This is a genomic window from Bradyrhizobium sp. 35 (genome assembly GCF_023073215.1).
GTDB lineage: Bacteria > Pseudomonadota > Alphaproteobacteria > Rhizobiales > Xanthobacteraceae > Bradyrhizobium > Bradyrhizobium canariense_D.
The window spans coordinates 391,650-415,677 of record NZ_JADPJC010000144.1 but is presented as its reverse complement, the minus strand read 5'-3'; the positions used below and the strand labels follow the sequence as shown (position 1 = coordinate 415,677).

Sequence of the window (24,028 nt, the reverse complement as noted above, 5' to 3'; positions counted from 1 at the left end):
ATACTCGGCGGCCTGCGTCACAGTGACAAGACGGGGCAGCTCATTGAGAGTCATCACATCGAAACCCTTTCTCAGCCGAGCACGTGCCCGCCGCTAGAAGCTTTCAGAGAGACATCCAGATGCTTTACGATTCCATCGAGCTCCAGGACGTGAGCCTGACCGTATCGAGCCTGCCGGGTCTGTCCGCCTGCGGGCGTTAGGACCTGATCAAAGCGAGTGCTTGAGTCGACGCGCATGACGACGGAAGACCCGTCGGGATAACAACAGAGAACTGTCCGAGCTTTGCCGCCGAATAGCTCGCCAGGCTGTCGCGCGTGCCCCGGCGCCTCTAGCGGATTTGAGAAGTCAGTGAACTGCAGCGCGGCCTTGCAAGCTGTCTTAGGATGCATCCCCTCATCGACCAGGCGAGCCGCGATCGCTAGTTGCAGGATGCGACGAGGCGAGAGACGAGCAGTCGCGCCGGCAACTTCTGCCGGCGCGTCGTGCTTCGAAAACTTCACCCACTCGTTTTGCACCCACTTCCGCGCGGTCGCCATGTTCATGTTGGCAATGAGGCTTGCCGTGGCAATCGGGTAGGCGGGTGTGTTGAGATCGAGCATGAGAACCTCGGAATCAGATACTAGCTTTAATAGCTGATATTCCGATCGTAGGTCAAGTTGGCCTAAACAATTTCTTGGCAGGGCACCGTTTCGAGGCCTGGGAAGACTTGTACGTCGGCGAATTCGCAGATTCTATCGACCAGCTGCCGATACGCGACCTGGCCGGCGCCTGTCAGGGATGCCTGATCAAGCCAGTATCGATGATTGTCCATAGCACTGGCTCTGGCTTGCAAGACGATGTCGGCCAGCGAGCTTGCTCGCTGCGACATGATCTCGTCGATTAGCTGGCTCCCGCCCTCATTGATCTTGGACCAGGCTTCATTGTCGGGATCCGACCAGGCGAAAGGCTGGCCAGTCCTTTCGGCCGCATCACATGCCGCCGACTCTAGAGCGTCCGCCTCGCGCTGATGTTTCCAAAGCGCATAGAACTCATCAAACCTTCCGGCTAGGTCGGGCCTGCTGTGGGCTGTCGACACACCGCTCGCGATCGAGGGCGTGGCAATCAGGGGCAGGGCGACGGTCGAACTCAACGCACGCATAACGGTTCTCCGAGATACTATTGGCTGTTCTGGCGCGGCCGGCTGGCCGGGCTGGCATAATCCGGCCGCAGGGGCCTCGTGTAGGCGCGTACAGCGAGGTTCGCATAGCGTGGGCGTCAGACACGGCGAAGGGGCGCCCGGGCCGGCAGTCCGCCCCCTGGCGGCTTCTGGCGGCGCCGAGCCGGCGGTCGAGGCACGGCGATCCGTTGAAGGCGGAAACATCGGTCGTTGAAGGGTCATAATTGCTCACTCTCGGTTTCGGCTTATGAAGGCCGTAGCCGGTGTCAGACCGGCAGCCGGGAGTTCATAACCAGCCGAGAGACTGGCGGCGGCGCTTTTACCCTTGCGGGCTGGACATGGCGCGGCCCTCCCGGCCATAATGGCCAGGTTGGAGCGCACGCCAATGCGCCTCCTAATTCAGCCGACATCGACCCGACGCCAATCGGGAAGCATGCTGACCAAGCATGGTGCGGCTATATCTCGGTCCGGGTTATGAAGCCCACGGACACGCTAGCTGATTTGCTTAACGAAAACACCCCCTTTCGGGGCAGGGGGCCCTACGCTACCTTACGTTTCAGGGGGAGCCGGGGGGGTCGAGTAAAAAATGCGAGTGCGGCATCTTATTTCACAGCCGAAGTACATCGACAGCGAAACGACCTGGTCGACCGAGGATCTGCGGCCCCGGCACGCTCCAATCTATCCGAAGACGAAACCGATCCGTGCAGGGTGGACTTGGCGCTCAGCGCGTTGCGTCTCGGTTTCCGAGGATTATGTCCTACTCGCTGAATGCAATCCGAGCAGGGACAACTGGAAAGCGATGTTGCTGCTTGAAGCGACCGGCGGGTGGTCCGCGGTTGGTCGCTTTGAGTTCCATGGCAGTCACCCTGGGCTTCATGTACACTCGGATTGCGATCGCAGCGGCCTCGAGCCCGGGCCAAGAAGCATTGATGGGTTGACTCGTATACCTGGCGCTAAGGCCTTTCACCGAAGATTAGGCGCCTGGACGGAACATTCCTTTTGGGAAGCAGCCAAGAGGTTTTTCCACGTTGAGCACAGAGTCGGGCTGCTAGGGTTGTAAGATGATCACCGAGGATCTGTCGGAAAAACTCTGTAAGGCCTTTTGCAGCGGGATCTCTGTTAATCCCGTAGCGTCCGGCTATGCGATCAGCTCTGCTTTCGAGGACGATTCTGGTGATCGAATCAGTTTCTATTTGTCGCCATCCCTCGATGGCTACCGCATAGAAGACGACGGTTCTTACCTGGCGCACCTAGTTGCGAAGGACGTCCCCATTAACGAAGGGACGCGAGGACAACTGCTGGACGCGATACTCTCCAAGGCCAACGCCTATTGGGATAAGGAAACCTACGAAATCAAGACTTCGAGCTTCCCGGAGTCTGATGTCACGCAAAGGGTAATTGAGTTTCTGTCATCCATGATCCGGGTGCGGGACCTAGAGTTGCTTACGCGCGAAGTCGTTCGATCTACATTCCGTGAAGATGCAATCGCAGCCCTAACGAGCCGACTCAGCAACCTGGCTACGCTTGAAGAGAACGAGCCGGTCAACAGGCAGTTCTCTGAGTACCCTGCCGACCTTGTGATCAGGCCCCGCGCAACGGTTCCCGGAATGCCAGCTGCTATTTACTTTGCCAACTCCAACGACAAGCTAAACGAGGCGCTGCTTTTGCAAATGGAGGCACAGGCTAAGCGTGTTTCCGACTTCAGGGTCATTGCACTGATCGAAGAACCTGACCTGAAACTGATTAGCCGCAAGAAGTTTCAGCGCGCCCAAAATCGTGCACTTTCGATGCCGATTTTTCGGGGTGATGAGGAGGCGGCTGTCGACATGATCGGCCGCTCCATGGGGTTGCTGGCCGCCTAACCTCCACGGATCAGGAGGCTGTACATTCGGGAGCCACGAATGACCCACGGCGGTCACGCGTCTATACCGAGCGACCCCGCCGATCTGAGCCGGGCTCTCGAGGCGGCCTTTGCGGGCCGCGCCACTATCGGTGTGCCGGAGCTCGCCGCACTAGTCCCGATGCATCGCGAAACGATCGCGAGGCACATCGCCGCGGGCAACCTGGTCGGCCGGCTCAAAGGACTCGGCCGCACCAGGCGTCACCGCGTTTTCACGATCGGCGACGTCAAGCGGTTCATGCAGCTGATAACCGATGAGCCTGGCACTCCGACCTCGGAATCCTTCCGGCAGGCCGGCAATTTTGCCATCCGACTAGAAAACGGGATGATAATGAGAGTGAAACCACCGAAGCGCCGAGGCAGCTGATGCGCTGCTAGCCGCCAACCTGGCTCACAGCGCGTCGCGATCGATAAGCCTTTTGCCGGCATGCTGACGAGCAGTAAAGAGCATCAACCCTCGTGGTTTTGAACCCCACTCCACAGCCGACGCACCAAAAAAGCTTGATCCGCTTCAGAGCCCTCATGTCCCGCCGATAGCAATTCCAACATCGGCCGCGAACTGCATCCAGCGGGTTCTCGTAACCGCAATCTGAGCAAGAAGGGATGGGCATTTGTTACGGATACCTGGGATGCGTAATCGGCGCAAATAAGTTAGCCGTAACACGGGGATCGGCACTCGGCCTTAGGCTGGTTCGCGGTGCACGACGTCGGGCCAACGCTCAAGAACGCGCGTGCGGATCGAGTCTCGCGTCACAACCGTGTGCTGGCAGAAACCATGCACGACCCATCGCCCTCTTTTGGACTTCATGAACAGGCCACCACCGCTGTCTTCGATCGGAAATGTCGCCGCGCGTTGAGCCTGCATCAGCCTCAAGCCAGACTGCTCAATATCGCTCGGGTCTAGACTAATATTCACCATGGGACGGATGAACGTCCTTACCTGCTTCCCCGCGAACTTCTCATAGGACGCGAACACCATCGCAGTCGGCGCGTTTTTAGCCAGCGACCATCCGGCGAGGATGATCTCTGTGTTTCCCCAATCTGCGGGTGCACCATACCGAACGCCATTTTCGACGGCTTTGCCGATCACTTCCGGGAAGCCAGCGCAAAGCGCATCGAAATGATCGAACCTAACGAATGCCAAGGTAGCCCGCAAAATTTGTTCAACGAAGGTGAAGCCGTTTGCGACCAGTACGGCGTTATATTCCGGCAAGATCGCCACTTTACTGCCGATTCCTTCGATCTTGCTGCACGCCGGGTCCATGAGTCCCGCGTCCGAGAATAAGTGAGCCGCATCAGACGTGACGCAAACACTAATCGCAGTCATGACCTACCTCGTCGATGAAGGCCTCACCAACAAATGGTGTCGCGAAGAACGCAGGCAGCGCCAGCGCCGCTGCTATTGCGGTGAAGATAGCCATTTGAGTCAACTCCTTATCCTAAGAACCCTGGGGTAGCGGCGGTGGGCGGAAGCACCCGCCGCCGCCAGTTCAGAACTCACCCAACAATCACGTACAGTGTCATCGCGTCCTTAACTGGCAACGCGTCATATGCCGCCTGCGTCATGGTCACGCTGGGCAGCTGAGTGAGCACCTTGTCCGGCGATATCGTGAAGGTCTGCGAAAGCAGCACTTCCGTTCCGAGCGACGACGTCGCCACGGGAAAGTTCAACTCGATATCGCCTGCCTTGAGCCGATGCCGATCGCCGGCAGCGATGACGATCGGATTGCCGAGCCGCCAGGCCATCTGACGATTGCCGGCCGACGCCGCGTCAAAGACGGCATAGGCGCGGAAGCTCGGCCAGATGTAGGGTACGGTCGCGACTGGAAAGTTGATCGCGGCCGAGTTCACCAGAGATCCGGCGCCCGCAGGCGCCAGAGAGATAGCCTGTCGGACGTAGCCAACGGCGCCACCGGCGACCGTCAACTCCGTGAAGATCCCCGAGTCGTCGAGGTTTCCGAGCGCGAGGTAACCGCTGTAGGGTGTCACGGCGGCCGCCTAGCTCGCCAGCGCGGCGTCGAAGTCGCCCTTTACGAAGCTGTCGGCGCGCTTGATGACGAGCGCGAGGCGCTCCTCGGCCAGGAGCGTGACCAGGTTCTTGCGAAAATTGTCTGAGTCTTCCGTGCTGACTTCGACGGTTGCCTCCTGCCGGTCGAAGATCTGCGCGCCCCGCTTGCCGGATCCGACCATGAATTTGCGCCGGGTCATGCTCTTGGTGGTGACCACGGGCAACGTCCAGAGCAGCGCCGCCTGCTGCGAGAACGGGCCGTCGCCGACATATTTACCTTGGTCGTCCTTGACCAGCAGAATGTCGGCCCAATCCAGTGGATTCAACGCGATGAAATCCGGATCGTAATCGGCATTCTGCAGCTGCGCGATCGCCATCAGCAGGATATCGATCTGATTGACACTGCCGGCGGCGGTGGGCACGAACGGCGCGGAAAATGCCGTCGCTGCCGTGTAGACGCCGAGCAGATCGGTGCCCGTACCGGCGCCGTTGAGCAGCTGACCATCTTCCGTATCAGCCAGCATGAAGCGCAGTTCGGCGTCGATCGCGCTTTGCAGCGCCGCGGCGTCGTCAAGGATCTGCCGCGACGCCAGGATCCACGTCGCCAGTGTTCGGACAGGCCACGTCGGCATGTCAAAAGTCATGTCCGACTGCGGCTTGAGAGCAGCTTCCGCAACGGTCGCGGCGTTGTTACTCCGGGCCGTCTGGCGCGGCCATTCGATCGAATTGCTGGTGGTCGAGCCAGGCGCCAACACATCCCGCATACGAAGCTTCCGGCGGGCCAACTCGATGAAGCCGGCCTGACGATCTGGGCGAACGAGTGCGCCAGCGTCACCAGCGGCGCCGCCGCTTGCGCTGGTCAGCGTCGCTGTCGTCTTCACGTCGAAGCGCATGCGGCCTTTGAACGTCGAGTTAAGCGCCTTAGCGGCGTCGTTGCGGATAACCTGCGCGCCCCAGCTGTCAGCGACCAGGTCGGCCGAACCGCCGTGCTTGAGCTGCGTCATTCGCTGCTCAATTTCGGTCATGCGCGCCGCGAGGCCTTTGGTCTCGACGCCAGCGGCTTCCAACTTGGTGAGCACGTCGGAATTGTGAGCTTTAAACTGACGCATAAGCTCTTCGGTCGCGGCGGCGCCGCCGGCGGCGTCGGCGATCGTGCCGGCGAAACCGTGGGCGTGCGCAACGGCGGAATAGTCGAAACCCATTACCGCGACAGCGGCAATCAGGACGATGGCGGCAAGCGCCATCACAGGCAGGTAGCGTTTCATGGTGGATTAGACCTTTCTGAGATCAACTCGAGCGGATTTGACCAGCTCGAGCAGCTCGTTGAGTTTGAGATCGTGGTCGGAAGTTTGCCCAGCTAGCGCGGCCCATCCGGCCTGCGCGAACTTGGCCGCATATGCGCGGGGCAATCCGCCCTCGCGCAGTATTCGTTCGACGTCGGCCGACGATTCGGCCTTCACGCCGGTAACTCGGCTTTTTGGGTTCGCTGGAAACGTGACGATGCTGGTTTCCATCAGCCGCAGCTCGAGCAGATCCAAGACCTTGCCGTTCGGCTGCGCTTTGATCGTCTCATAGCCGATCGATAGGCCGTCGACGTCGCCCGCCTGGACGTGGTGATAGGCATCCTTGCCGCGGGTCGTCTCGAGATTGAACTCGCCATGCATCCAGAGGCCAACCTCATCCTCCTGCATGTCGATCCAGCGGCCGATCGGCTCATCCGAGCGATGCTGCCACAGCAGCGCCGGCATCCGCTTTTCGGCTTTGAATTTTTGGATCGAGCCGGCGAACGCGCCCCTGACGACGCGCTCGCCGTAGCTGTCGACGTTCCCGAAGATCGATCCGTAACCTTCGATGCGCCCTGCCGAGGCAGCAAGCTTGAAGCGTGTGGGCGCGGCCTGCTTGTGCTGGCGCGACGCGTCGAGATTTTGGTGTTTGATGCTCATCGGCAAATTCCACGGCAAAGGTTGCGAGCGCGAATGCTCGATCTGGCTTTGCTCGCAGCCCGCTTTCGCGTTGCCGTGAGTAGGGCGCGCCCGGCGATCCGCCGTGACGACCAGGTCAGCACAATCTGATTTGAGCGATTCTGTCAATTCGGCCTCCCCGACTTTGCGGCGCGGCGCGGCGCGGCGTCCGGAAGCTTCTCCTCGAGCATGTCAGCAACGGCGCGCAGGGTTTCGACCGTTCGGTGCTTGCCCTCGATCGCAATCTTGTAGGTTAGGCCGACATCGAACATCGCATCCGCGAGGGCTGCGAGATCAACGCCGCCGTCCTGCAGATCCTCGATTGAGCGCACCCACAGATTTCTCAAATTGCCGGCCAGCGCGCCGGCGTTGGCCGCGATCAGATCGCGGATATGCTTTCGATTTTCATCCATTGTTGATTTTCCTTTTCTGTCGAACGGTCCAGGCAGTCTGCTGGCAGCGAAGCTGTTCCGCTCGGCAGCGAGCGGAACAAAATTTTTGAGGCCGGCCGCGCCGGCGAACGATTTCGAACGGCCCGTCGCAAACGACGCACGTCACCGGCTGTCGCAATGGCAAATTCAGCTGCGGGAAATAATTCGATTTTCCTGCCGGCAATTCGACCGCGCGGCCGCCCGCCGAATCGCTAAGTGCTTGATTTGACTCGATCGGTCTTTGAGAGCTCATCGATCAACCTTGCTACTGGTCCCGAAAAACGCTGCTGAGCGGGAAAAAAACCTGCGAATGAGAGAGAGGCCGGTCTGCGCGGGCTTCCTGCGTGGACTTTTGACCCGCCCCACCCCGGTCACGGAGGCGCTCGCGCCAGGCGCACTGTCGCGGCGAAGGTCGCTAGGGCCGCATCGTCGAGCTCGCCGCGACGCTGCAGCGTGGTGAGCCTTGCGCGCTGCGCATCGCTCAACTCGCCTAGGATCAGCCAGCCTTCCGACCCAAGGCGCTGAGCTATGCGGTTCTGGATGACCTCTGTCGGCTCACACTTCGCCTGGAAAGCCCGCAGACGCTCGTCAGCGGAATTTGCAGTTGTGCGCGCTGAAGGTTCTATTGGATGTTCTATTGAAGGTTTACGCCGCACAGCTGTGCGGTACGGTGACCGGGCCTGGTGCGGTATGGTGGCCGGGCCTGGTGCGGCATGGTGAGGCTTGGCTGCGGGCTCATTTGCCGGCCTCGACCGCACCGCAGATTGCGGCTCGGACATTTCTGCAACACCCATCGCCAGTTGATACTTCCTGCCATCCCACTGGCCGCGGCCGCCGGGCCGCGTTTCGACGCGCACCAGGCCGAGCTTAACGAGCGACTTGATGCGCCGCTGGACGGTATCGACGCTTTGCTCAGTGTCCCTAGCGAGGGTCTCTTGCGTGGGCCAGCAAATGCCCTTGTCGTCCGCATAGTTCGCCAGCGCGTACAAGGTTATCTTGTTCGAAGCCGAGCCGGTTACCTGCTTTGCGGCCCATGCAGTAGCCTGCCAGCTCATGACTGATCGTCCTCGCGACCGGAGCGACAGACCGGCTCGAGCAGCTCGGCCAGAAACCGCGCCCGAACAGTGGTGCGCGTTGCGCGCCAGACAGCCCGCAGCGTCCGCAGCTCGTCGGCTGAGCCGCTGGCCCTCAGCATTCCGTCACGAATGCGCTGCCGTACGGCAGGATCCGCCATGCGGGCTTTAGTCGCTTCACTGATTTTGGCGCGCTCTGCAGGGTCGCTCAGCTGCGCGCGCCTGGTCGCCGCGATCTTGGCGTTGGTTTCCTGGTTATGCTTCCAGCCGCCGGATTTCACGACGGCCTCCGCAACTGTGCCGACGAGAAACGGTTGCCAGAAGCATCTTCTGGCTGTTCCAAAACGGCACCGCCAGAATTGCCGGCGCACGCGCGCAGAGAACGACCTGCGAACAGATTACGCGGACATTCTGCGGACTGATGAGTTTGAAAGTGCGGAAAACTGGCGCACCCGACACGATTCGAACGTGTGACCTTTGCCTTCGGAGGGCAACGCTCTATCCAGCTGAGCTACGGGTGCTAGTCGAGGTTCATTTAGCCGATTGGCGGAGGGTGGGCAACCGCTTCCGCCGGCTTCGTCCAGGCTGATTTGGGCTAGGCTGATTTACGAGTCGCGCGGTCAGGAACCGGCACGCCGTCCCGCCCGAGCTTGGCGAACTCGGCGAGCAGCCGTTCGGAGCACATGACGCGGTTGCGGCCGAGCCGTTTGGCCGCATAGAGCGCCTGGTCGGCCGCGCCCAGCAGCCGTTGGGGGCTGTCGTCGGTTTCGTCCGGAATGTGGCTGGCGACGCCGACACTCAGGGTGACGTGCTCGCCGGCACCGATGGCGCCGTGGGTGACCCGCAAGGCCATCACCGCGCAGCGGATTTCGTCGGCGATGGCGCAGGCGGCATCGCAACCCATGTCCGGCAGGATCAGCGCGAATTCCTCGCCGCCATAACGGCTGGCGAGATCGAGCGGGCGCACGGCATACCGGCTGACGACGGACGCGACCGCGCGCAGGCATTCGTCGCCGCTCTGGTGGCCGTGGCGGTCGTTGAACAGCTTGAAATGATCGACATCGACGAACAGCAGCGCCATGGGCTTCTGCGTCCGCTGGGCGCGGGCCCATTCACTCATCAGCATCTGGTCGAACGCGCGGCGGTTCGACAGGCCGGTCAGCCCGTCCTTGGTGGCAAGCTCCTTCAGGGCCATCTCGGCGCGCTTCTGGTCGGCAAGGTCGCGCAAAGTCTCCACCACCGCGATCAGATGGCCGGCCTCGTCGTGAATGGGGCCGGCGTCGATGGCGAGATAGAGCTGGCTGCCGAGCTTCGGCATCACGCACCAGTTTTCGGCGCTGAAGCCGAGCCCGTTATGACCGCGCGCGGCATATTCCGAATAGAACGCCGGCAGCTGTTCCGGGCGGTCGAGCGCGACGAGGTCAGCGAGGCAAGGGCGCCTGGTCTCGTAGAAGGCCTGCCAGTGCTTATTGGTGCCGATCACCTCGGAGGCGGCGACACCGGTCAGCCGCTCGCAGGCCCTGTTCCAGATCACGACGCGGCGCTTGGGGTCGATCACGAAGGTCGGCACCACCAGATGCTGCATCAGCCGCACGGCATAGGAATCCGCAACGTCGACCGTCTTGGCTGGCGTTTTCCCCGGCTTCGCCATCTCAGGCCACCGCCGCCACCGGCAAGGCATGGCTCGAACCGAACAGCTTTCGCACTTCGCTGGCCGGCTTCGGTCTGCTGAAGAGATAACCCTGCATCTCCGTGCAGCCGAGCGCACGCAGCATCTCGCGCTGCGCCTCGGTCTCGACGCCCTCCGCGACCGTGGTCATGTCGCTGGCGGCGGCGATGTTCACCACCGCCTGCACGATCACGGGCGCGCCGCTCGTCTCGGCGATATCAGCGACGAAACAGCGGTCGATCTTGATCTTGTCGAACGGAAAGCGCTTCAGATAGCTGAGCGAGGAGTAGCCGGTGCCGAAATCGTCGAGCGCGATGCGCACGCCGATGGCGCGGAGCTGGTGCAGGATCGAGAGCGCCGCCTCGTCGTCGCGGATCAGCACGGCCTCGGTGATCTCGAGCTCGAGCCGGGAGGGGGCAAGTCCGGAAGCGACGAGCGCGCCGGCGATCCGCAGTGCCAGCGTGTCGCATTTGAGCTGCACCGGCGAGACGTTGACCGCGACACGCACATGCGCCGGCCAGGTCGCGGCCTCGTTGCAGGCCATGCGCAGCACCCAGTCGCCGAGCTCGTTGATCAGGCCGGTGTCCTCGGCAATCGGAATGAACTCCGCCGGCGACACCATGCCGCGCTCGGGATGCCGCCAGCGCAGCAGCGCCTCGCAGCCTGTGACCTCATTGGTGCGCAAGTCGACCAGCGGCTGATAGTGGATCTCGAAACCGCCGTTCACCAGGGCCTGCCGCAGATCCTGCTCCAGGCTCAGGCGCGCCTTGGCGCTCGCATCCATCTCCGGCTCGAAGAAGCGGTGAGCGCGGCGTCCTCCGGCCTTGGCGCCGTACATCGCGAGATCGGCATTCTTGATGAGCTGGTCGAGATCGGTGCCGTCCTGCGGCGCCATCGCGATGCCGATGCTGGCGTCGGTGGAGAGCTGATGGCCGAAGCAGTGATAGGGCCGGCGGATCGCCTCGAAGATCCGCGTCACGAATGACACCACGTCGGCGGACGACTTGATGCCGGTCTGGATCACCGCGAATTCGTCGCCGCCGAGCCGCGCGATCAGGTCGTCCTGTCCGAGGCAGCCGCGGATGCGGGCGGCGATTCCCTTCAACAGCTCGTCGCCGACGTGATGGCCGAGCGAATCGTTGATGCCCTTGAACTCGTCGACGTCGATATAGAGCAGCGCGAACTGACTGCCGCCGCCGACCTTCTCAAGTTCGCGCTCGATCTGCTCGCGGAATAGCGTCCGGTTGGGCAGGTCGGTGAGCGCATCGTAATGCGCCATATGCGCGATCTTCTCGTCGGCGCGCCGTCGTTCGGTGACGTCCTCGACCACGTTGATGAGGTAACGCGGCTCGCCGGAATTGTCGCGGATCCCGATCCGGGTCGAGGTGATGTAGCGCATTCCCTTGGCCTGGCTCTGCCAGGCATGTTCGTCTTTGAACAATCCCTCGGTCATCTGCAGCGCCTTGCTGTCGTCGTCGGTGACGACTCTGGCGGAGGCATCCGGGTAAATGTCGAAGGGAGTCTTGCCAACGATGTTTTCACTCGATTGGCCGAATTGCTCTTCCGCGGTCCGGTTGACCAGCAGATATTGCCGCGTTTGAGCATCCTTCACCGTGATCTGCGATGGGATGTGGTCGATGATCTCGCGCAGGAACATGTAGTTGCGGTCGCGTTCCTGCTCCAGATTGCGGCGTTCGGTGATGTCTTCGATCGTGGCCACCCATCCGCCCTGCGCGAGTGGGGTGTTGATGACCTGGAAAGCGCGGCCGCTCGGCAAGTGATGGCTTCTGGTGGAGACCGTGCCCTCCGCGACGATCCTCATGACGTCGGCGCAAAATGCCTCGACATCGCCTTCGAACGCGCCGCGCTCCTTGCGATGATACATCGCCTCGCGGATGTGACAGCCGGGCTTGATGACGTCGTGGGAGAGGCCGAACATGTCGGCGTAGCGGCGGTTGCAGGTGACGATGTATCCGGCTGCATCGTACAGGATCAACCCTTGCGACATGTTGTTCAAGGCGGTGTCGAGCCGCCCTCGCTCCGCTTCCAGCCGCTGCTGCGCCTCCCGATTCTGACGGCTGATCTGGCGAACGATCAGGAACAGGATCAGCGCAATCACGGTCGCCGAAAGCGCGGCGGTGGTGACCATGAAACCGGTCTGCTGCCGCCAGTCGGCCAGCGCCGCGCTCGTGGTGTTGGTCGCGACGATGACCAGCGGGAAATGCGAAAGCGAGGCGCCGGAGCCGAGGCGCTCGTCGCCGTCGATCGGGCCCCTGACGCGCAGGGTGTGCCGGCCACCTTCGGCCAGCATCTTGCGCATCAGCGGCGCGTCCTTGAAGTCCCTGCCGATCAGCTCTTCGACATGCGGGTAGCGCGACAGCATCTTGCCATTGCGGTCGAACAGCGAGATCGCCGTGCCCTCCGCAAGCGCAACGGATGCGAAATAGTTCTGGTAGCTGTCCGGATCGATCCGGCGGACCATCGTGCCGAGGAAGCTGCCGTCCACGCCGCTCAGCCGACGTGCGACAATCGTGGTCCATTTGCCGATGATGAAACTGCGGACCGACTCCAGAATCACCGGTTCGGCCATCGGATCGGATTTGAAGGTCTGGAAGTAGGCGCGCGAGGAGATGTTGATCTTGGGCAGCGGCTGGGCTCGCGACCAGTTGATCAGCTCGCCGTCGGCATCGTAGATCGCGATGTCGCCGAGATAAGACACCGAGCTGATCTTGCTCCGCAGCATCTGGTTCGTCGCGGGTCCGGACATGCGCTCGCGGAAAGCCGTGGCGGAACTGATCTCCGGCAGATTCATCTGCCCGATCACATCGGCGGCGACGACGTCCGCATCTTCGAATTGTTGATCGAAGTGCCGCGCGATCAGCTGCACCGTGTTTTCCAGCTCGCGCTCGCGGTTGGTCAGGGTACGTTCGCGAAATTCGCCGACGGCCATGGCGGTCACCGCGAAGATCCCGGCGACCAGCAACACGCCGCACAAAGTAAGCCACAGCACCGGTCCGCGCCGGATGGCTGCCTCCCAGCCGTGCTTCGCGGCTAGGAACATTCGTGACGCAATCTCTGCAAAGACCTGGCGCATTCCCTCCCCCTGGAAGGACAGGAATACACCGCACAAATGGCGTAAAGCTTAGGAAAGCCAGTTACCTGGGGGTTAATCTCGTTGCACGAATACGGTTGCGCCGAGCTGCATCATGAATCACGCGTTAATGCGATCCGCTCGCGCTCTTGTCGCCGCCGAGATTGCGCAGCCGTCCGACCACGCCGGTCGGAAAGAAGTAGACGCTGGCGATGAAAAGCAGCCCGAGCCACAGCAGCCAGCGGTCTGGATGCAACAGCCCCGGCAGCAGTGGCAGGCCGGCTTCCGAGGCCGCCTTGGAGGCGACGCCCATCAGCGCCTGCAGATAGTTCTGGGCGAGGATGAAGATGGTGGCGCCGATGATCGCGCCGTAGATCGTGCCCATGCCGCCGATCACGACCATCAGCAGGATGTCCAGCATGATCGAGAAGCTGAGCGAGGTATCGGGACCGGCATAGCGCAGCCACAGTGCATTGAGAATGCCGGCGCCGGCGGCGACCAGTGCGGCGATGCAGTTGGCGTAGCTCAGGTGGAAAACGGTGCGGAAGCCGAGCGCCTCGGCGCGGAAGCGGTTTTCGCGGATCGCCTGCAGCACGCGCCCGAACGGCGAGTTCACCACCCGCAGCAAAGCGAGGATCATCAGGGCCGAGACGGCGAACACCAGATAGTAGGTCAGGAGGCGGCCGTTGACCTCGAATCCCAGCACGTTCTTCGAGATCAGCACCGTGCCGGGCCTGAGCAGCTCGGGCAGCTGAAAGCTGCGCCCGTCTTCGCCGCCGGTCAGCCAGGACAGCTGCGAGGCCAGCACCTGGAAGGCGGATGCGACCGCGAGCGTGATCATGGCAAAGAAGATCGCGGCAACCCGCAGCGAGAACAGTCCGATCGCAAGCGCAAGCAGCGCGGCAAGCGGCAGGCCGACCACGATGCCGGTTGCGACCGCGCCCCAATTCGGGCCCATCCCGTACAGCGCGATCGCGATCGCGTAGCTGCCGATCCCGTAGAACATGGTGTGTGCGAATGACACCGAGCCGGTATAGCCGAGCAGGAGGTCGTAGGAGGCGACCAGCGCGGCGAAGACGCAGATCTTGGCCGCGACGTTCAGCGCCTTCGCCCCGGGAGACAGGAACGGCGTCGCCACCAGCGCCAGGATGATGAGGACGAGAACGAGCGTGAGCACGCGGCTGCGCGGCGGATCGCCTGACAGGATCATCATCGGCTGGTCACCGCATAGAGGCCGCGCGGCCGCCACATCAGAATGGCGACCATCAGCAGGATATTGGAGACGAGGGCGAGCTTAGGCACCAGGAAGCCGCCGTAATTGGCAATCATCGCCACCAGGATCGCGCCGATGAAGCAGCCGCCGATCGAGCCGAGGCCGCCGATGATGACGACGATGAAGATCAGGACGGTGAGGTCGTCGCTCATGGAGGCGTGGACTTGCTCGCGATACAGCGCCCACATCACGCCGCCGAGGCCGGCGAGCGCCGATCCCGTCATGAACACGCCGAGGAACAGACGGCGAATGCGATAGCCGAGCGCCTCGACCATCTCGCGGTTCTCGACGCCGGCGCGGATCAGAAGGCCAAGCTTGGTTCGGTTGAGCACGAGCTGGATCGCGATGAAGACGGCGAGGCCGATCAGCGTCGCCAGCACGCGGTATTTCGCGATCGCGACGTCGCCGAGGATGAAGGAGCCGCGCAGCGACGTCGGCAGCGGCGTCGGGATGATCTGCGGCCCCCACACCGCATAGAGCGTCTGCTCGGCGACGATCAGGCCGCCCGTCGTCATCAGGATCTGCTTCAGATGCTGACCGTAGACGGGCAGGATCAGCACCCGCTCGACAACCAGCCCGAGCGCGCCGGATACCGCCATCGACAGCAGTGCCGCCGGCGCCAGCACCGCGAGGTTAGTCCACAGCGAATCCGCCTGGAGGGAAGCGGCGAACGGCGCCAGCACCAGGGTCGCGACATAGGCCCCGACCGCGATGAAGGCGCCATGGCCGAAATTGAGCACGTCCATCAGGCCGAACACGAGCGTCAGGCCGGAGGCCATGATGAAGATCATCATGCCCATCGCGAGGCTCGCGGCCGTCAGCGTCAGCCAGGTGCTGGGCGAGCCGATCAGCGGGATCATCACCAGGGCGACCGCGATCGGCAGCAGGATCGGCGCGATGTCGCGCTTCGGCTTCGGCAGCGGATCGGTTGCGGCGAGCTCGGTCATTGATGCGTCTCCAGGCTCAGGCCGAGCAGCCGCTCCTGCAGCGGCACGTCTGAGGCCAAGGCCGCCATCTCGCCGCGATGAACGATGGTGCCGTTGTCCATCACCAGCACGTTGTCGCCGAGCTCGCGGGCGGCAAAGAAATTCTGCTCGACCATCAGGATCGTGGCGCCCTTGCGCTTGATCTCCTTCAGGCACTCGATCAGCGCCATCACGATCGCCGGCGCCAACCCCTTGGTCGGCTCGTCGATCAGCAGGAGCTTGCGGGGTTCGATGATGGCGCGGGCAATCGACAGCATCTGCTTCTGTCCGCCCGAGAGACTTCCCGCGCGCGACAGCCAGAACCGGCGCAGCGCGGGGAAGAAGCCAAAAATCCAGTCCAGCTGGGCGTCGTCGAGTGGTCCGTCGCGCGCCGCCAGCACCAGATTTTCCTTCACCGTGAGGTCGGAGAACACCGCCATGCTCTCCGGCACGTAGCCGACGCCGAGCCGCGCGATGTCGGGCGTCGCACGGCTCTCGATGCGCTCGCCGGCGAGGCTGATCTCGCCGGAGGAGGCCTGCCAGAGGCCCATGATGGTGCGCAACGTCGTGGTCTTGCCGGCGCCGTTGCGGCCGAGCAGCATCGTGGTCTGCCCCTGCGCGACAGCGAGATCGATGCCCTGGAGGATGTGATAGCGGCCGATATGAGTGTGAACACCGGAGAGCCTCAACAGATCGGTCATGCTGCGCTCCCTGCAACTTTATTGGGCGCGACGCCGAGATAGGCTTCCTGCACGATCGGTGACGCAATCACCTCGGCAGGCCTGCCGTCCGCAACAAGCTGCCCGTTATGCAACACGATGATGCGGTCGGCGAGCGATCGCACCACGTCCATCTTGTGCTCGACCAGGAGAATGATCCTGCTTTTGTCCTGCTTGAGCTGCGCGATCAGGTTCAGCACGACCGGCACCTCGTCGATGCTCATGCCCGCGGTCGGCTCGTCGAACATGAACACCTTTGGCTCGAGCGCCATCATCAGCGCGACCTCGAGCTTGCGCTGATCGCCATGCGACAGTGCGGTCGCGGCGACGCCACGGCGGCCGCCGAGCGCGACCTGATCCAGGATAGCATCGGCGCGGGCGATCAGATCGCGGCGGACCATCCAGGGCCGCAACATGTCGTAGTGAGTGCCGTTGGCGGCCTGCACCGCGAGGCGGACGTTTTCCTCCACCGACAGATTCGGAAAGAGGTTGGTGAGCTGGAAGGCGCGCCCCAGGCCTGCGCGCGTCCGCATCGGCGCGGAATGCTGGGTGATGTCGGTGCCGTCGAACAGAATGCTGCCGCTCGATGCGCGGAGCTGGCCGGAGATCAGGTTGAAATAAGTGGTCTTGCCGGCGCCGTTCGGGCCGACGATCGCGGTGAGTTCGCCCGGGCGGAAGCTGCAAGTGACGCTGTTGACCGCGACATGGCCGCCGAAGCGGATGGTGAGGTCGCGGGTTTCGAGGGTCAGCGTCATGGCGGATCTGGCAAATGATGAGAGGAGAATTTGTCCGCGATCAGGCTGCGCTCCCTCTCCCGCTTGCGGGAGAGGGTGGGAGAGGGTGTCTCCTCAGGCGAGAACCCCAAGAGGACAGAGCCTTCTCCCGGCCTCTCCCGCAAGCGGGAGAGGTGAAGGAAGAAAGATCAGCGCTTGTTCTTGACCGGAACGTCCATGTCCTCGATCTTCAGCTCGCGCACCGGCTCGAGCACGGCCCAGGCGACATTCGGATCGACCTTGACCTTGAAGTGATACATGCTCTGCAGCGCCTGATGGTCTTCCTTGCGGAACATCATCTTGCCCTTGGGCGTATCGAACTCCAGGCCTTCCATGACCGTGATCAGCTTCTCGGTGTCGGTCGACTTCGCCTTGGTGACGGCGGCGACGACGGACATCGCCGCGGCGAATCCGCCCGCGGTGAAGAAGTCCGGCGGCGCGTTGAAGCGCTTCTGGTGCTCGGCGACAAGCCAGTCATTTACCGGGTTCTTCGGGATCGCGTAGAAATAATAGGTCGCGCCTTCCATGCCGGGCAGGCCCTTGTAGGCGGCGAGCGCCGGCAGGATGTTGCCGCCGGTGGACAGTTCGATGCCGTAGCGCTTCGGATCCATGTCCTGGAGTTTCGCCAGCGGATTGCCGGCGCCGGCCCAGATCACCCAGATCACCTTGCGGCCCGGCTTGTCCTTCAGCGCGTCGAACAGGCGCTGGCCGACCGCGGTGAAGTCGGTGGTCGAGGTCGGGGCATATTCTTCGGCGGCGAGCGTCGCCCCGGTCTTGCCGAGCGCCTCCTTGAAGGCGGCGACGCCGTCGCGGCCGAAGGCGTAGTCCTGCGCCAGCGTCGCGACGGTGACGCCCTGCTTGCCGATCGCGACCGCGTTCGAGATCGCGTCCTGCGACGAGTTGCGCGCGGTGCGGAAGATGTAGCGATTCCACTTCTCGCCGGTAATCTGATCCGCGACCGCGGGCTCGACGATCAGGATCTTCTTGTTTTCCTCGGCGACAGGCAGGATCGCGAGTGCCGCGGCCGACGAGGTCGTGCCGATCGCGATGTCAACCTTGTCGTCCTGATAGGCTTCCGCGAGCGCGGCCTTGGAGAGATCCGGCTTGCCCTGGTCGTCCTTGGTGATGACGACGATCTTGCGCCCGTCGAGCGTCATGGTGCCCTTGGTGGCGTATTCGAACCCCATCTGCAGGCCGGTCTCGGTCTGCTTGGCATAGGCCTCGAGCGGGCCGGTCTTGCCATAGATCAGCGCGATCTTGAGATCGTCGGCCTGTGCGGAGGTGCCCGCGGCGAGGGCGAGGATGGTTGTTGTTAAGATGAGCGATCGGCGCACGATGGTCCCTCCTGATGAGTTCTTTGGCCATAGCGATTTGCACAACCGTGCGGACATTGCAATTCCACCTTCCGGCGGACCACGCGACGGGCATGTGTGATATTGTCCGGCCCGGCCGAGCCGGATCGCTTCTGCCGAAGAAATCGGCAGATGCAATTGTTGACCTCACCCGTGGAACGGGTTGCTCAGGCTTTGCAAAGTAACGACTCAGGCCCGGGGTTACCGCCGGTATCCGTTCGCGCGGGAATAGCCCTGCCGGTTCTGCTGCGTCGAGCGGTTTGTGACGCTGGCGCGTGCTTCGCTGGAAATGGGCGTTGCGAGCTTCAGCTCCTCCAGGAAGATCGGCCGGGAGAAGTAATAGCCCTGCGCGTAACGGATCTTGGTCGCAGCCTGGAGGTAGGCGAGCTCCTCGTAGGATTCGATGCCTTCGGCAATCACGGTCATGCCGAGCGCTTCGCTCAGGGATTCGATCGCGCGCAGGATGCCCTGGTTGCGTGGACGCTTATGGATATCGGTGATGAAGGAGCGGTCGATCTTGATCTCGTCCGCGGTGATGTCGGCCAGCGCCGAGAGCGAGGAATAGCCGGTGCCGAAATCGTCGATCGAGATGGCGACGCCGAGCTTGCGGAACATCGGCAGGATCTCGGCCTGGAAATGATTCTTGGCGACGAAGGCGTCTTCCGTCACCTCGATCATGAAGCGCTGCGGAAAGCCGGTGTCGTCGAGCGCCTGGGCAAAGCTGCGCATGAATTCCGGGTTGCCGGCCTGCTTGGCCGCGACGTTGATGCTGATGGTCGCTTCCGCACCGAACGTCTCGTTGATCAGGTCGATCGACTTGACGATCTCGGCGAGCACGAGATGGGTCAGCTCGTCGATCAGCCCGAGTTCGGTGGCAAGATTGATGAACGAGCCGGGCGCCTGGATCACGCCCTCGTCGTCGCGCAGCCGCACCAGGGCCTCGATGCCCTTCACGTCCTGCGTGCGGATGTCGACCTTGGACTGGAAGGCGCAGCAGAAGCGCTTCTCCAGGATGGCCTGCCGCAGCGACTGCTCGATCTTCATCCGCGCCAGCGCCTCGCGTTCCATGCTGGAATCGAAGAAGGCCGCCGATCCCTTGCCGTCATTCTTGATGCGGTACATCGCGATGTCGGCGTTCTGGCGCAGTGTCTCGAAGCTGCTTCCGTGATCGGGGTAGAGGCTGATGCCGACGGAGGTTGAGGCGAACACTTCCGAATTGTCGATGAAGAACGGCGCGGTCAGCCGCTCCAGCGTCGACTGCATGAATTCGGCGACTTCCTCCTGGTTCTGGATCGGCGATAGCAGCAGCAGGAATTCGTCGCCGGAGATGCGCGACAGCATGTCCGAGTCGCGCAAGCCGCGTCCAAGCCGCTTCGACAGTTCGACCAGCAGGGCGTCGCCCACGGCGTGCCCGTAATAGTCGTTGATGTGCTTGAAATTGTCGACGTCGAGAAAGGCGAGCGCAAAGCGATCGCCCGTGCGACCCTGCGCGAGCAGGCTGGTGGCGCGATGCTCGATCACGCGCCGCGAGGGCAGGCCGGTCAGATCGTCGAAATAGGCCGAGCGGAACAGCTGGTCTTCGAAATTCTTCTGCTCGGTGATGTCAGAGGAGGCCGAGATCAGCAGCTCGCGTCCGTCGAGGCGGACCGGACGATGGGTGGTCAGCAGCACCTGGCGTGCGGCTCCGTCGTGGAGCGCTTCCTCGGCGACGACCGCCTGGCCGGAGCTCAGGGCCTGCCGGCAGGCTTCGAGGCGCGACGCTAGATCGCGCGAGGGGCGGCTGCCGTCCATGCCGAGCTGGGCAGCCGCGACATCGTTGACCAGGAGAAGTTCGCCTTGCGCGTCCTGCACGGTCAGGCCGGCAGGCAGCATTCTAACGATTTCCTTGAGAAATCCGAGTTCGGCTTCGCTCGCGCCGGAATATCTGTTGTCGTTCATAGAAGTCATGAATCTTGTTGTTTCAGCGCGCCTTTGCAATGGCCGCGATCTTGCGCGGTTCCCTCTTAAGTTTGGTTAAGGGGCCCGGAGAATTACGGTGGTGTTTTGCGGCGATGCGACGCGCGCAGCCTATCGTCATTAACAGGGCGTCAACGCGTCCGGTGAAACCGCGAACGACGCGCGCGAACGGGTTTCGTTGGCGCCGCGTCTAACCGTCCTTGGGGATACGGCATTGCATGGTGCAATGAAGTCCGGTCCTGAGATAGGAAACCTCAGTCTTGCCGTCGAAGGCCGACAGCGCCGACTTCAACAGCTTGGTGCCGAAACCCGGCTCGGAGATCTTGTCGACGCTCGGACCCTCGGTTTCATCCCAGGTCACGGTCAGGCGATCGTCGCTGACGGTCCATGACACCTGCAACAACCCGCGCGGCGCGGAGAACGCGCCATATTTCCCCGCGTTGGTGGCGAGTTCGTGAAACATCAGGGACAGCGTGACCGCAAGTTTCGGCGGCAGGAACAGCCGGTCGCCGTTGAGCGTGAAGCGGACATGGCCGTAAGGGCCGAGCTCGGAGATCAGGAGGTCGCGAATGTCGCAGCCGGCCTTGTCGATCCGTGAGATCAAATCGTCGGTCGCGGCAAGCGACCGCAGCCGCGGATCGATCCGGGCCCAGATTTGCGGCTGATCGTGCAGCACCTGATGCAGCACGGCATGCACCGTCGACAGCTTGTTCTTCAGCCGGTGCTGGAGCTCGTCGACCAGCAGCTTGCGGTAGTCTTCTTCCTCGATCAGGCGTCTGGAAATCCGCCGCTGCTCGACGAGGAGCGAGCGATAGTGCTCGACGCCCCAGATGGTGAGCGCGCAGACCGCCCAATACAGCGCCAGCAGGGCGAATCGCGCGTTATCGGCAAAGGCATCGCCGAAATTCACGACGACGCCGAGCACGCCGCCCACCAGCGCCGTGATGATGCCGATGCGGAAGCCGCCGAACGCGGCTGCAAAGAACACGGCCGGGAAATACGGCGTGAAATAGACGTCGGGCCGCACATGGGCGAGGGCCCAGCGCGCCAGCGTCGCAACCAGCAGGCAGGCGACCGCAAACGCAAGGCTCAGGCCGAGCGACGGCGGTGCCACGCCCTGCCAGCCCTTGCGGAATTCGTCGATCAGCTTCCCCATGCGCAGTCCGGTCGCGATATGCGTTCGACAATCGAGCGATCGCCAGGAATGTTACGCATGTCGCCGGCCCCAAGCAAAGCTTGCCTTGTCGGAAGCCGGCAGGAATAGTGCCTGCCGCGGCGCCGACCGTCGCGGCGCCGTCGTCGATCGGTGTCCGCCATTTGGCGTCAAGGGGTTCGAAAACAGGGACATTCCATGGGCAGGCTGGATGGCAAGGTCGCGGTGATCACGGGCGCGACGAGCGGGATCGGGTTGCGGACTGCAGAAGTCTTCGTTGCCGAAGGTGCCAAAATTGTGATCGCGGGCCGGCGCATACCGGAAGGCGAGGCGCTGGCGAAGCAGCTCGGGGCGAATTGCGTCTTCCGCCAGACGGATGTGACGGTCGAAGCGCAGATGCAGGCGGTGATCGCGCTCGCGGTGGACAAATTCGGCCGCATCGACTGCCTGTTCAACAATGCCGGCGGTCCGGCGCAGACCGGCGGCATCGAAGGCCTCGAGGTCGAGCGCTTTGACGCGGCGATGGCGACCCTGCTGCGCAGCGTCATGCTCGGCATGAAGCACGCCGCGCCGCACATGAAGAAGCAGGGATCTGGCAGCATCATCAACAATGGCAGCATCGCCGGCCGTCTTGCCGGCTTCTCGTCATCGATGGTCTATGGTGCAGCCAAAGCGGCGGTGATCCATCTCACCAAATGCGTGGCGATGGAGCTCGGCGAATCCAACGTCCGCGTCAACTCGATCTCGCCCGGCGCCATCGCGACCGGCATTTTCGGCAAGGCGCTCGGGCTTTCGACCGACGCGGCGGAGAAGACGCCGGCGGTGATGCGCGAGGTCTACAAGACCGCGCAGCCGATCCCGCGCGCCGGCCTTCCCGATGACATCGCCCATGCTGCGGTGTTCCTGGCCAGCGACGAATCCAGCTTCATCAACGGCCATGACCTCGTCATCGACGGCGCGATGACCGGCGGCCGCAACTGGAGCCAGCAGCAGCAGGGCTACGTGGCCCTGCGCAAGGCGTTCGATCAGGGGGGCGGATAGTTTCGTCATTGCGAGGAGCGAAGCGACGAAGCAGTCCAGGCCGCTTCCGCGGACGCAGTCTGGATTGCTTCGCTTCGCTCGCAATGACGACTGCGATGCTCAAACCGCCTTCACCCGCACCCGCAATCCGTCGCGCGGCTTCGGGATCGGCCACATCTGCCAGTCGGGCTTGTAGCCGGGCTCCAGCGACACCTCGATGTTCTGCAGGAAGTGCCGCGCGAAGCATTTGGCCTGCATGTAGGCGAAGTGCAGGCCGAGGCACATATGCGCGCCGCCGCCGAACGGCACCCAGGCGAAGCGGTGGCGGTTGCGCTGGGCCTCTTCGGTGAAGCGCAGCGGATCGAAGCGATCCGGCTCCGGCCAGATGTCCTTCATGTGGTGGGTGTAGAGCGGATTGACGCCGATCGCAGTGCCGGCCGGAATCGAAAAACCCTTGAAGCTGAAATCGCGCACGGCTCGGCGCGGCATCGAGGGCACCGGCGGCTTGATCCGCAGCGCTTCCTTGAACGCCATCTCCGACAGCGGCATCTTTTCGAGATCGTCGAAGCTGCTTGGCGCGTCAGGGGCGAGCCCCAGCGCCATGACTTCCGCGCGAAGCTTGTCCTGCCAGCCGGGATTTGCCGCGAGTTCGCCAATGAACGACGTCAGCGACGAGGTCAGCGTGTCGTGCGCCGCCATCATCAGGAAGCTCATGTGGTCGATGATGTCCTGTTCCGAGAGCAGCGCGCCGTCCTCGTGGGTTGCGCGGCAGAGCTGCGAGAACAGATCATCACCGCCGAGATTGCCGCGTCGCAGCGGAATCTGCTCGCGGAAATAAGCCACGATGCGCTTGCGTCCCCTGACGCCGGCCGCCATCTGCGTGCCGGGCAGCGGTCGGCGGATCGGGGCGACGGCAGCGGCGACCATGTCGACGAAGGCCCGGTTGATCTCGTCGACCTCCGGCCCGATATCGGCGCCGATAAAGGACGCGGCGGCGAGATCGAGCGTGAGCTGCTTCATCGCCGGATAAAGCTGCATCTCGCCGGGCTTGGCCTTCCACTGCGCGACGCGGGCGGCGATGCCGCGGTCGAGATCGCTCAGATACGACTTCATCGGGCCGGACTTGAATGCGACCGACAGCGCCTTGCGGTGCAGCCGGTGCTCCTCGAAATCCAACAGCATCAATCCCCGCGGAAACAACAGGCCGAGCACCTTGTTCCAGCCATGGGTCGAGGAGAACAGCTTTTGCTGGTCGAACAGCACGAGCTCGTTGGCCTCGGGGCCGAGCAGCACGATATTGGTCTCGCCGAAGAAATGCGTGCGATAGACGAGGCCGTATTTGGCGCCGTTCGCCTCGATATGCCCTTTGGGGTCCGCGAGCACCTGGAAGGTCTTGCCGATGATCGGCCAGCCTTCGTCGCCGGGGATGTGGGTCAGCTCGTTGCGCTTGGGCGGAGTGAAGCCGTGCGCAGGGGCGGCCACATTCTGCATCGACATGACGATTGCTCCGGTTGGCTAGACCCGGCCA

Annotated in this window: 22 protein-coding genes and 1 tRNA gene; 3 read left to right on the top strand and 20 right to left on the bottom strand. The window is 62.9% G+C overall.

Annotated features, from left to right (window positions below):
- Positions 1–71: 71 nt before the first annotated feature.
- Positions 72–599, bottom strand: a complete 528-nt coding sequence (locus tag IVB36_RS30615) for a hypothetical protein (RefSeq protein ID WP_247394088.1) — start codon at positions 597–599, stop codon at positions 72–74.
- A 62-nt stretch (positions 600–661) separates the two neighbouring features.
- The gene (locus tag IVB36_RS30610; RefSeq protein ID WP_247394087.1) at positions 662–1,138 is read right to left on the bottom strand and encodes a hypothetical protein; all 477 of its coding nucleotides are present in this window, start codon (positions 1,136–1,138) and stop codon (positions 662–664) included.
- Between the two features lie 1,079 nt (positions 1,139–2,217).
- Between IVB36_RS30610 and IVB36_RS30605 the strand changes: the two genes are divergently transcribed.
- Complete coding sequence (locus IVB36_RS30605) at positions 2,218–3,018, top strand: DUF1828 domain-containing protein (RefSeq protein WP_247394085.1); 801 nt, start codon at positions 2,218–2,220, stop codon at positions 3,016–3,018.
- A 39-nt stretch (positions 3,019–3,057) separates the two neighbouring features.
- Positions 3,058–3,423, top strand: a complete 366-nt coding sequence (locus IVB36_RS30600) for a hypothetical protein (protein ID WP_247394083.1) — start codon at positions 3,058–3,060, stop codon at positions 3,421–3,423.
- 315 nt (positions 3,424–3,738) lie between these two features.
- Here IVB36_RS30600 and IVB36_RS30595 read toward each other — a convergent pair whose 3' ends face one another.
- The 17 genes from IVB36_RS30595 to IVB36_RS30515 form a co-directional block, all read right to left on the bottom strand.
- Positions 3,739–4,383 carry a hypothetical protein gene (locus IVB36_RS30595; RefSeq protein WP_247394081.1) on the bottom strand — a complete coding sequence of 215 codons (645 nt, stop codon included), beginning with the start codon at positions 4,381–4,383 and terminating at the stop codon, positions 3,739–3,741.
- A 170-nt stretch (positions 4,384–4,553) separates the two neighbouring features.
- Positions 4,554–5,045 (bottom strand): hypothetical protein, encoded by a 492-nt coding sequence (locus IVB36_RS30590; RefSeq protein WP_247394079.1) that lies wholly within the window; start codon positions 5,043–5,045, stop codon positions 4,554–4,556.
- Positions 5,046–5,054: 9 nt separating this feature from the next.
- A complete protein-coding gene (locus tag IVB36_RS30585) occupies positions 5,055–6,329 on the bottom strand; it encodes a phage major capsid protein (protein WP_247394078.1) in 1,275 nt (424 codons plus the stop codon).
- A gap of 6 nt (positions 6,330–6,335) precedes the next feature.
- Complete coding sequence (locus IVB36_RS30580; RefSeq protein ID WP_247394076.1) at positions 6,336–7,007, bottom strand: HK97 family phage prohead protease; 672 nt, start codon at positions 7,005–7,007, stop codon at positions 6,336–6,338.
- A 143-nt stretch (positions 7,008–7,150) separates the two neighbouring features.
- Positions 7,151–7,438: a hypothetical protein gene (locus IVB36_RS30575; RefSeq protein WP_247394074.1), complete on the bottom strand. Its 288-nt coding sequence runs from the start codon at positions 7,436–7,438 to the stop codon at positions 7,151–7,153.
- A 389-nt stretch (positions 7,439–7,827) separates the two neighbouring features.
- The gene (locus IVB36_RS30570) at positions 7,828–8,511 is read right to left on the bottom strand and encodes a helix-turn-helix domain-containing protein (protein WP_247394071.1); all 684 of its coding nucleotides are present in this window, start codon (positions 8,509–8,511) and stop codon (positions 7,828–7,830) included.
- On the bottom strand, positions 8,508–8,810 hold the full coding sequence (locus IVB36_RS30565) for a hypothetical protein (protein WP_247394068.1): 303 nt from the start codon (positions 8,808–8,810) through the stop codon (positions 8,508–8,510). Before IVB36_RS30565 ends, IVB36_RS30570 begins: the two co-directional genes overlap by 4 nt.
- Positions 8,811–8,973: 163 nt before the next feature.
- Positions 8,974–9,050, bottom strand: a tRNA-Arg gene (locus IVB36_RS30560).
- A gap of 74 nt (positions 9,051–9,124) precedes the next feature.
- Complete coding sequence (locus IVB36_RS30555) at positions 9,125–10,180, bottom strand: diguanylate cyclase (RefSeq protein WP_018455859.1); 1,056 nt, start codon at positions 10,178–10,180, stop codon at positions 9,125–9,127.
- Position 10,181: 1 nt separating this feature from the next.
- Positions 10,182–13,292 carry an EAL domain-containing protein gene (locus IVB36_RS30550; RefSeq protein ID WP_247295905.1) on the bottom strand — a complete coding sequence of 1,037 codons (3,111 nt, stop codon included), beginning with the start codon at positions 13,290–13,292 and terminating at the stop codon, positions 10,182–10,184.
- A gap of 124 nt (positions 13,293–13,416) precedes the next feature.
- Positions 13,417–14,502: a branched-chain amino acid ABC transporter permease gene (locus tag IVB36_RS30545; RefSeq protein ID WP_026233042.1), complete on the bottom strand. Its 1,086-nt coding sequence runs from the start codon at positions 14,500–14,502 to the stop codon at positions 13,417–13,419.
- Positions 14,499–15,509 (bottom strand): branched-chain amino acid ABC transporter permease, encoded by a 1,011-nt coding sequence (locus IVB36_RS30540; RefSeq protein ID WP_247295907.1) that lies wholly within the window; start codon positions 15,507–15,509, stop codon positions 14,499–14,501. The genes IVB36_RS30545 and IVB36_RS30540 overlap by 4 nt, the downstream gene beginning before the upstream one ends.
- Positions 15,506–16,228, bottom strand: a complete 723-nt coding sequence (locus tag IVB36_RS30535; RefSeq protein WP_018455863.1) for an ABC transporter ATP-binding protein — start codon at positions 16,226–16,228, stop codon at positions 15,506–15,508. Before IVB36_RS30535 ends, IVB36_RS30540 begins: the two co-directional genes overlap by 4 nt.
- On the bottom strand, positions 16,225–17,001 hold the full coding sequence (locus IVB36_RS30530; protein WP_018455864.1) for an ABC transporter ATP-binding protein: 777 nt from the start codon (positions 16,999–17,001) through the stop codon (positions 16,225–16,227). Before IVB36_RS30530 ends, IVB36_RS30535 begins: the two co-directional genes overlap by 4 nt.
- A gap of 167 nt (positions 17,002–17,168) precedes the next feature.
- The gene (locus IVB36_RS30525; RefSeq protein WP_018455865.1) at positions 17,169–18,353 is read right to left on the bottom strand and encodes a substrate-binding domain-containing protein; all 1,185 of its coding nucleotides are present in this window, start codon (positions 18,351–18,353) and stop codon (positions 17,169–17,171) included.
- Positions 18,354–18,572: 219 nt separating this feature from the next.
- The gene (locus IVB36_RS30520; protein ID WP_247394065.1) at positions 18,573–20,309 is read right to left on the bottom strand and encodes an EAL domain-containing protein; all 1,737 of its coding nucleotides are present in this window, start codon (positions 20,307–20,309) and stop codon (positions 18,573–18,575) included.
- Between the two features lie 208 nt (positions 20,310–20,517).
- Positions 20,518–21,483 (bottom strand): sensor histidine kinase, encoded by a 966-nt coding sequence (locus tag IVB36_RS30515; protein ID WP_085349750.1) that lies wholly within the window; start codon positions 21,481–21,483, stop codon positions 20,518–20,520.
- A gap of 195 nt (positions 21,484–21,678) precedes the next feature.
- Between IVB36_RS30515 and IVB36_RS30510 the strand changes: the two genes are divergently transcribed.
- A complete protein-coding gene (locus IVB36_RS30510; protein ID WP_018455868.1) occupies positions 21,679–22,521 on the top strand; it encodes a glucose 1-dehydrogenase in 843 nt (280 codons plus the stop codon).
- 99 nt (positions 22,522–22,620) lie between these two features.
- On the opposite strand, the gene IVB36_RS30505 is transcribed toward IVB36_RS30510, so the two are convergent.
- Positions 22,621–23,997: a cytochrome P450 gene (locus IVB36_RS30505; RefSeq protein ID WP_018455869.1), complete on the bottom strand. Its 1,377-nt coding sequence runs from the start codon at positions 23,995–23,997 to the stop codon at positions 22,621–22,623.
- Between the last annotated feature and the right edge of the window lie 31 nt (positions 23,998–24,028).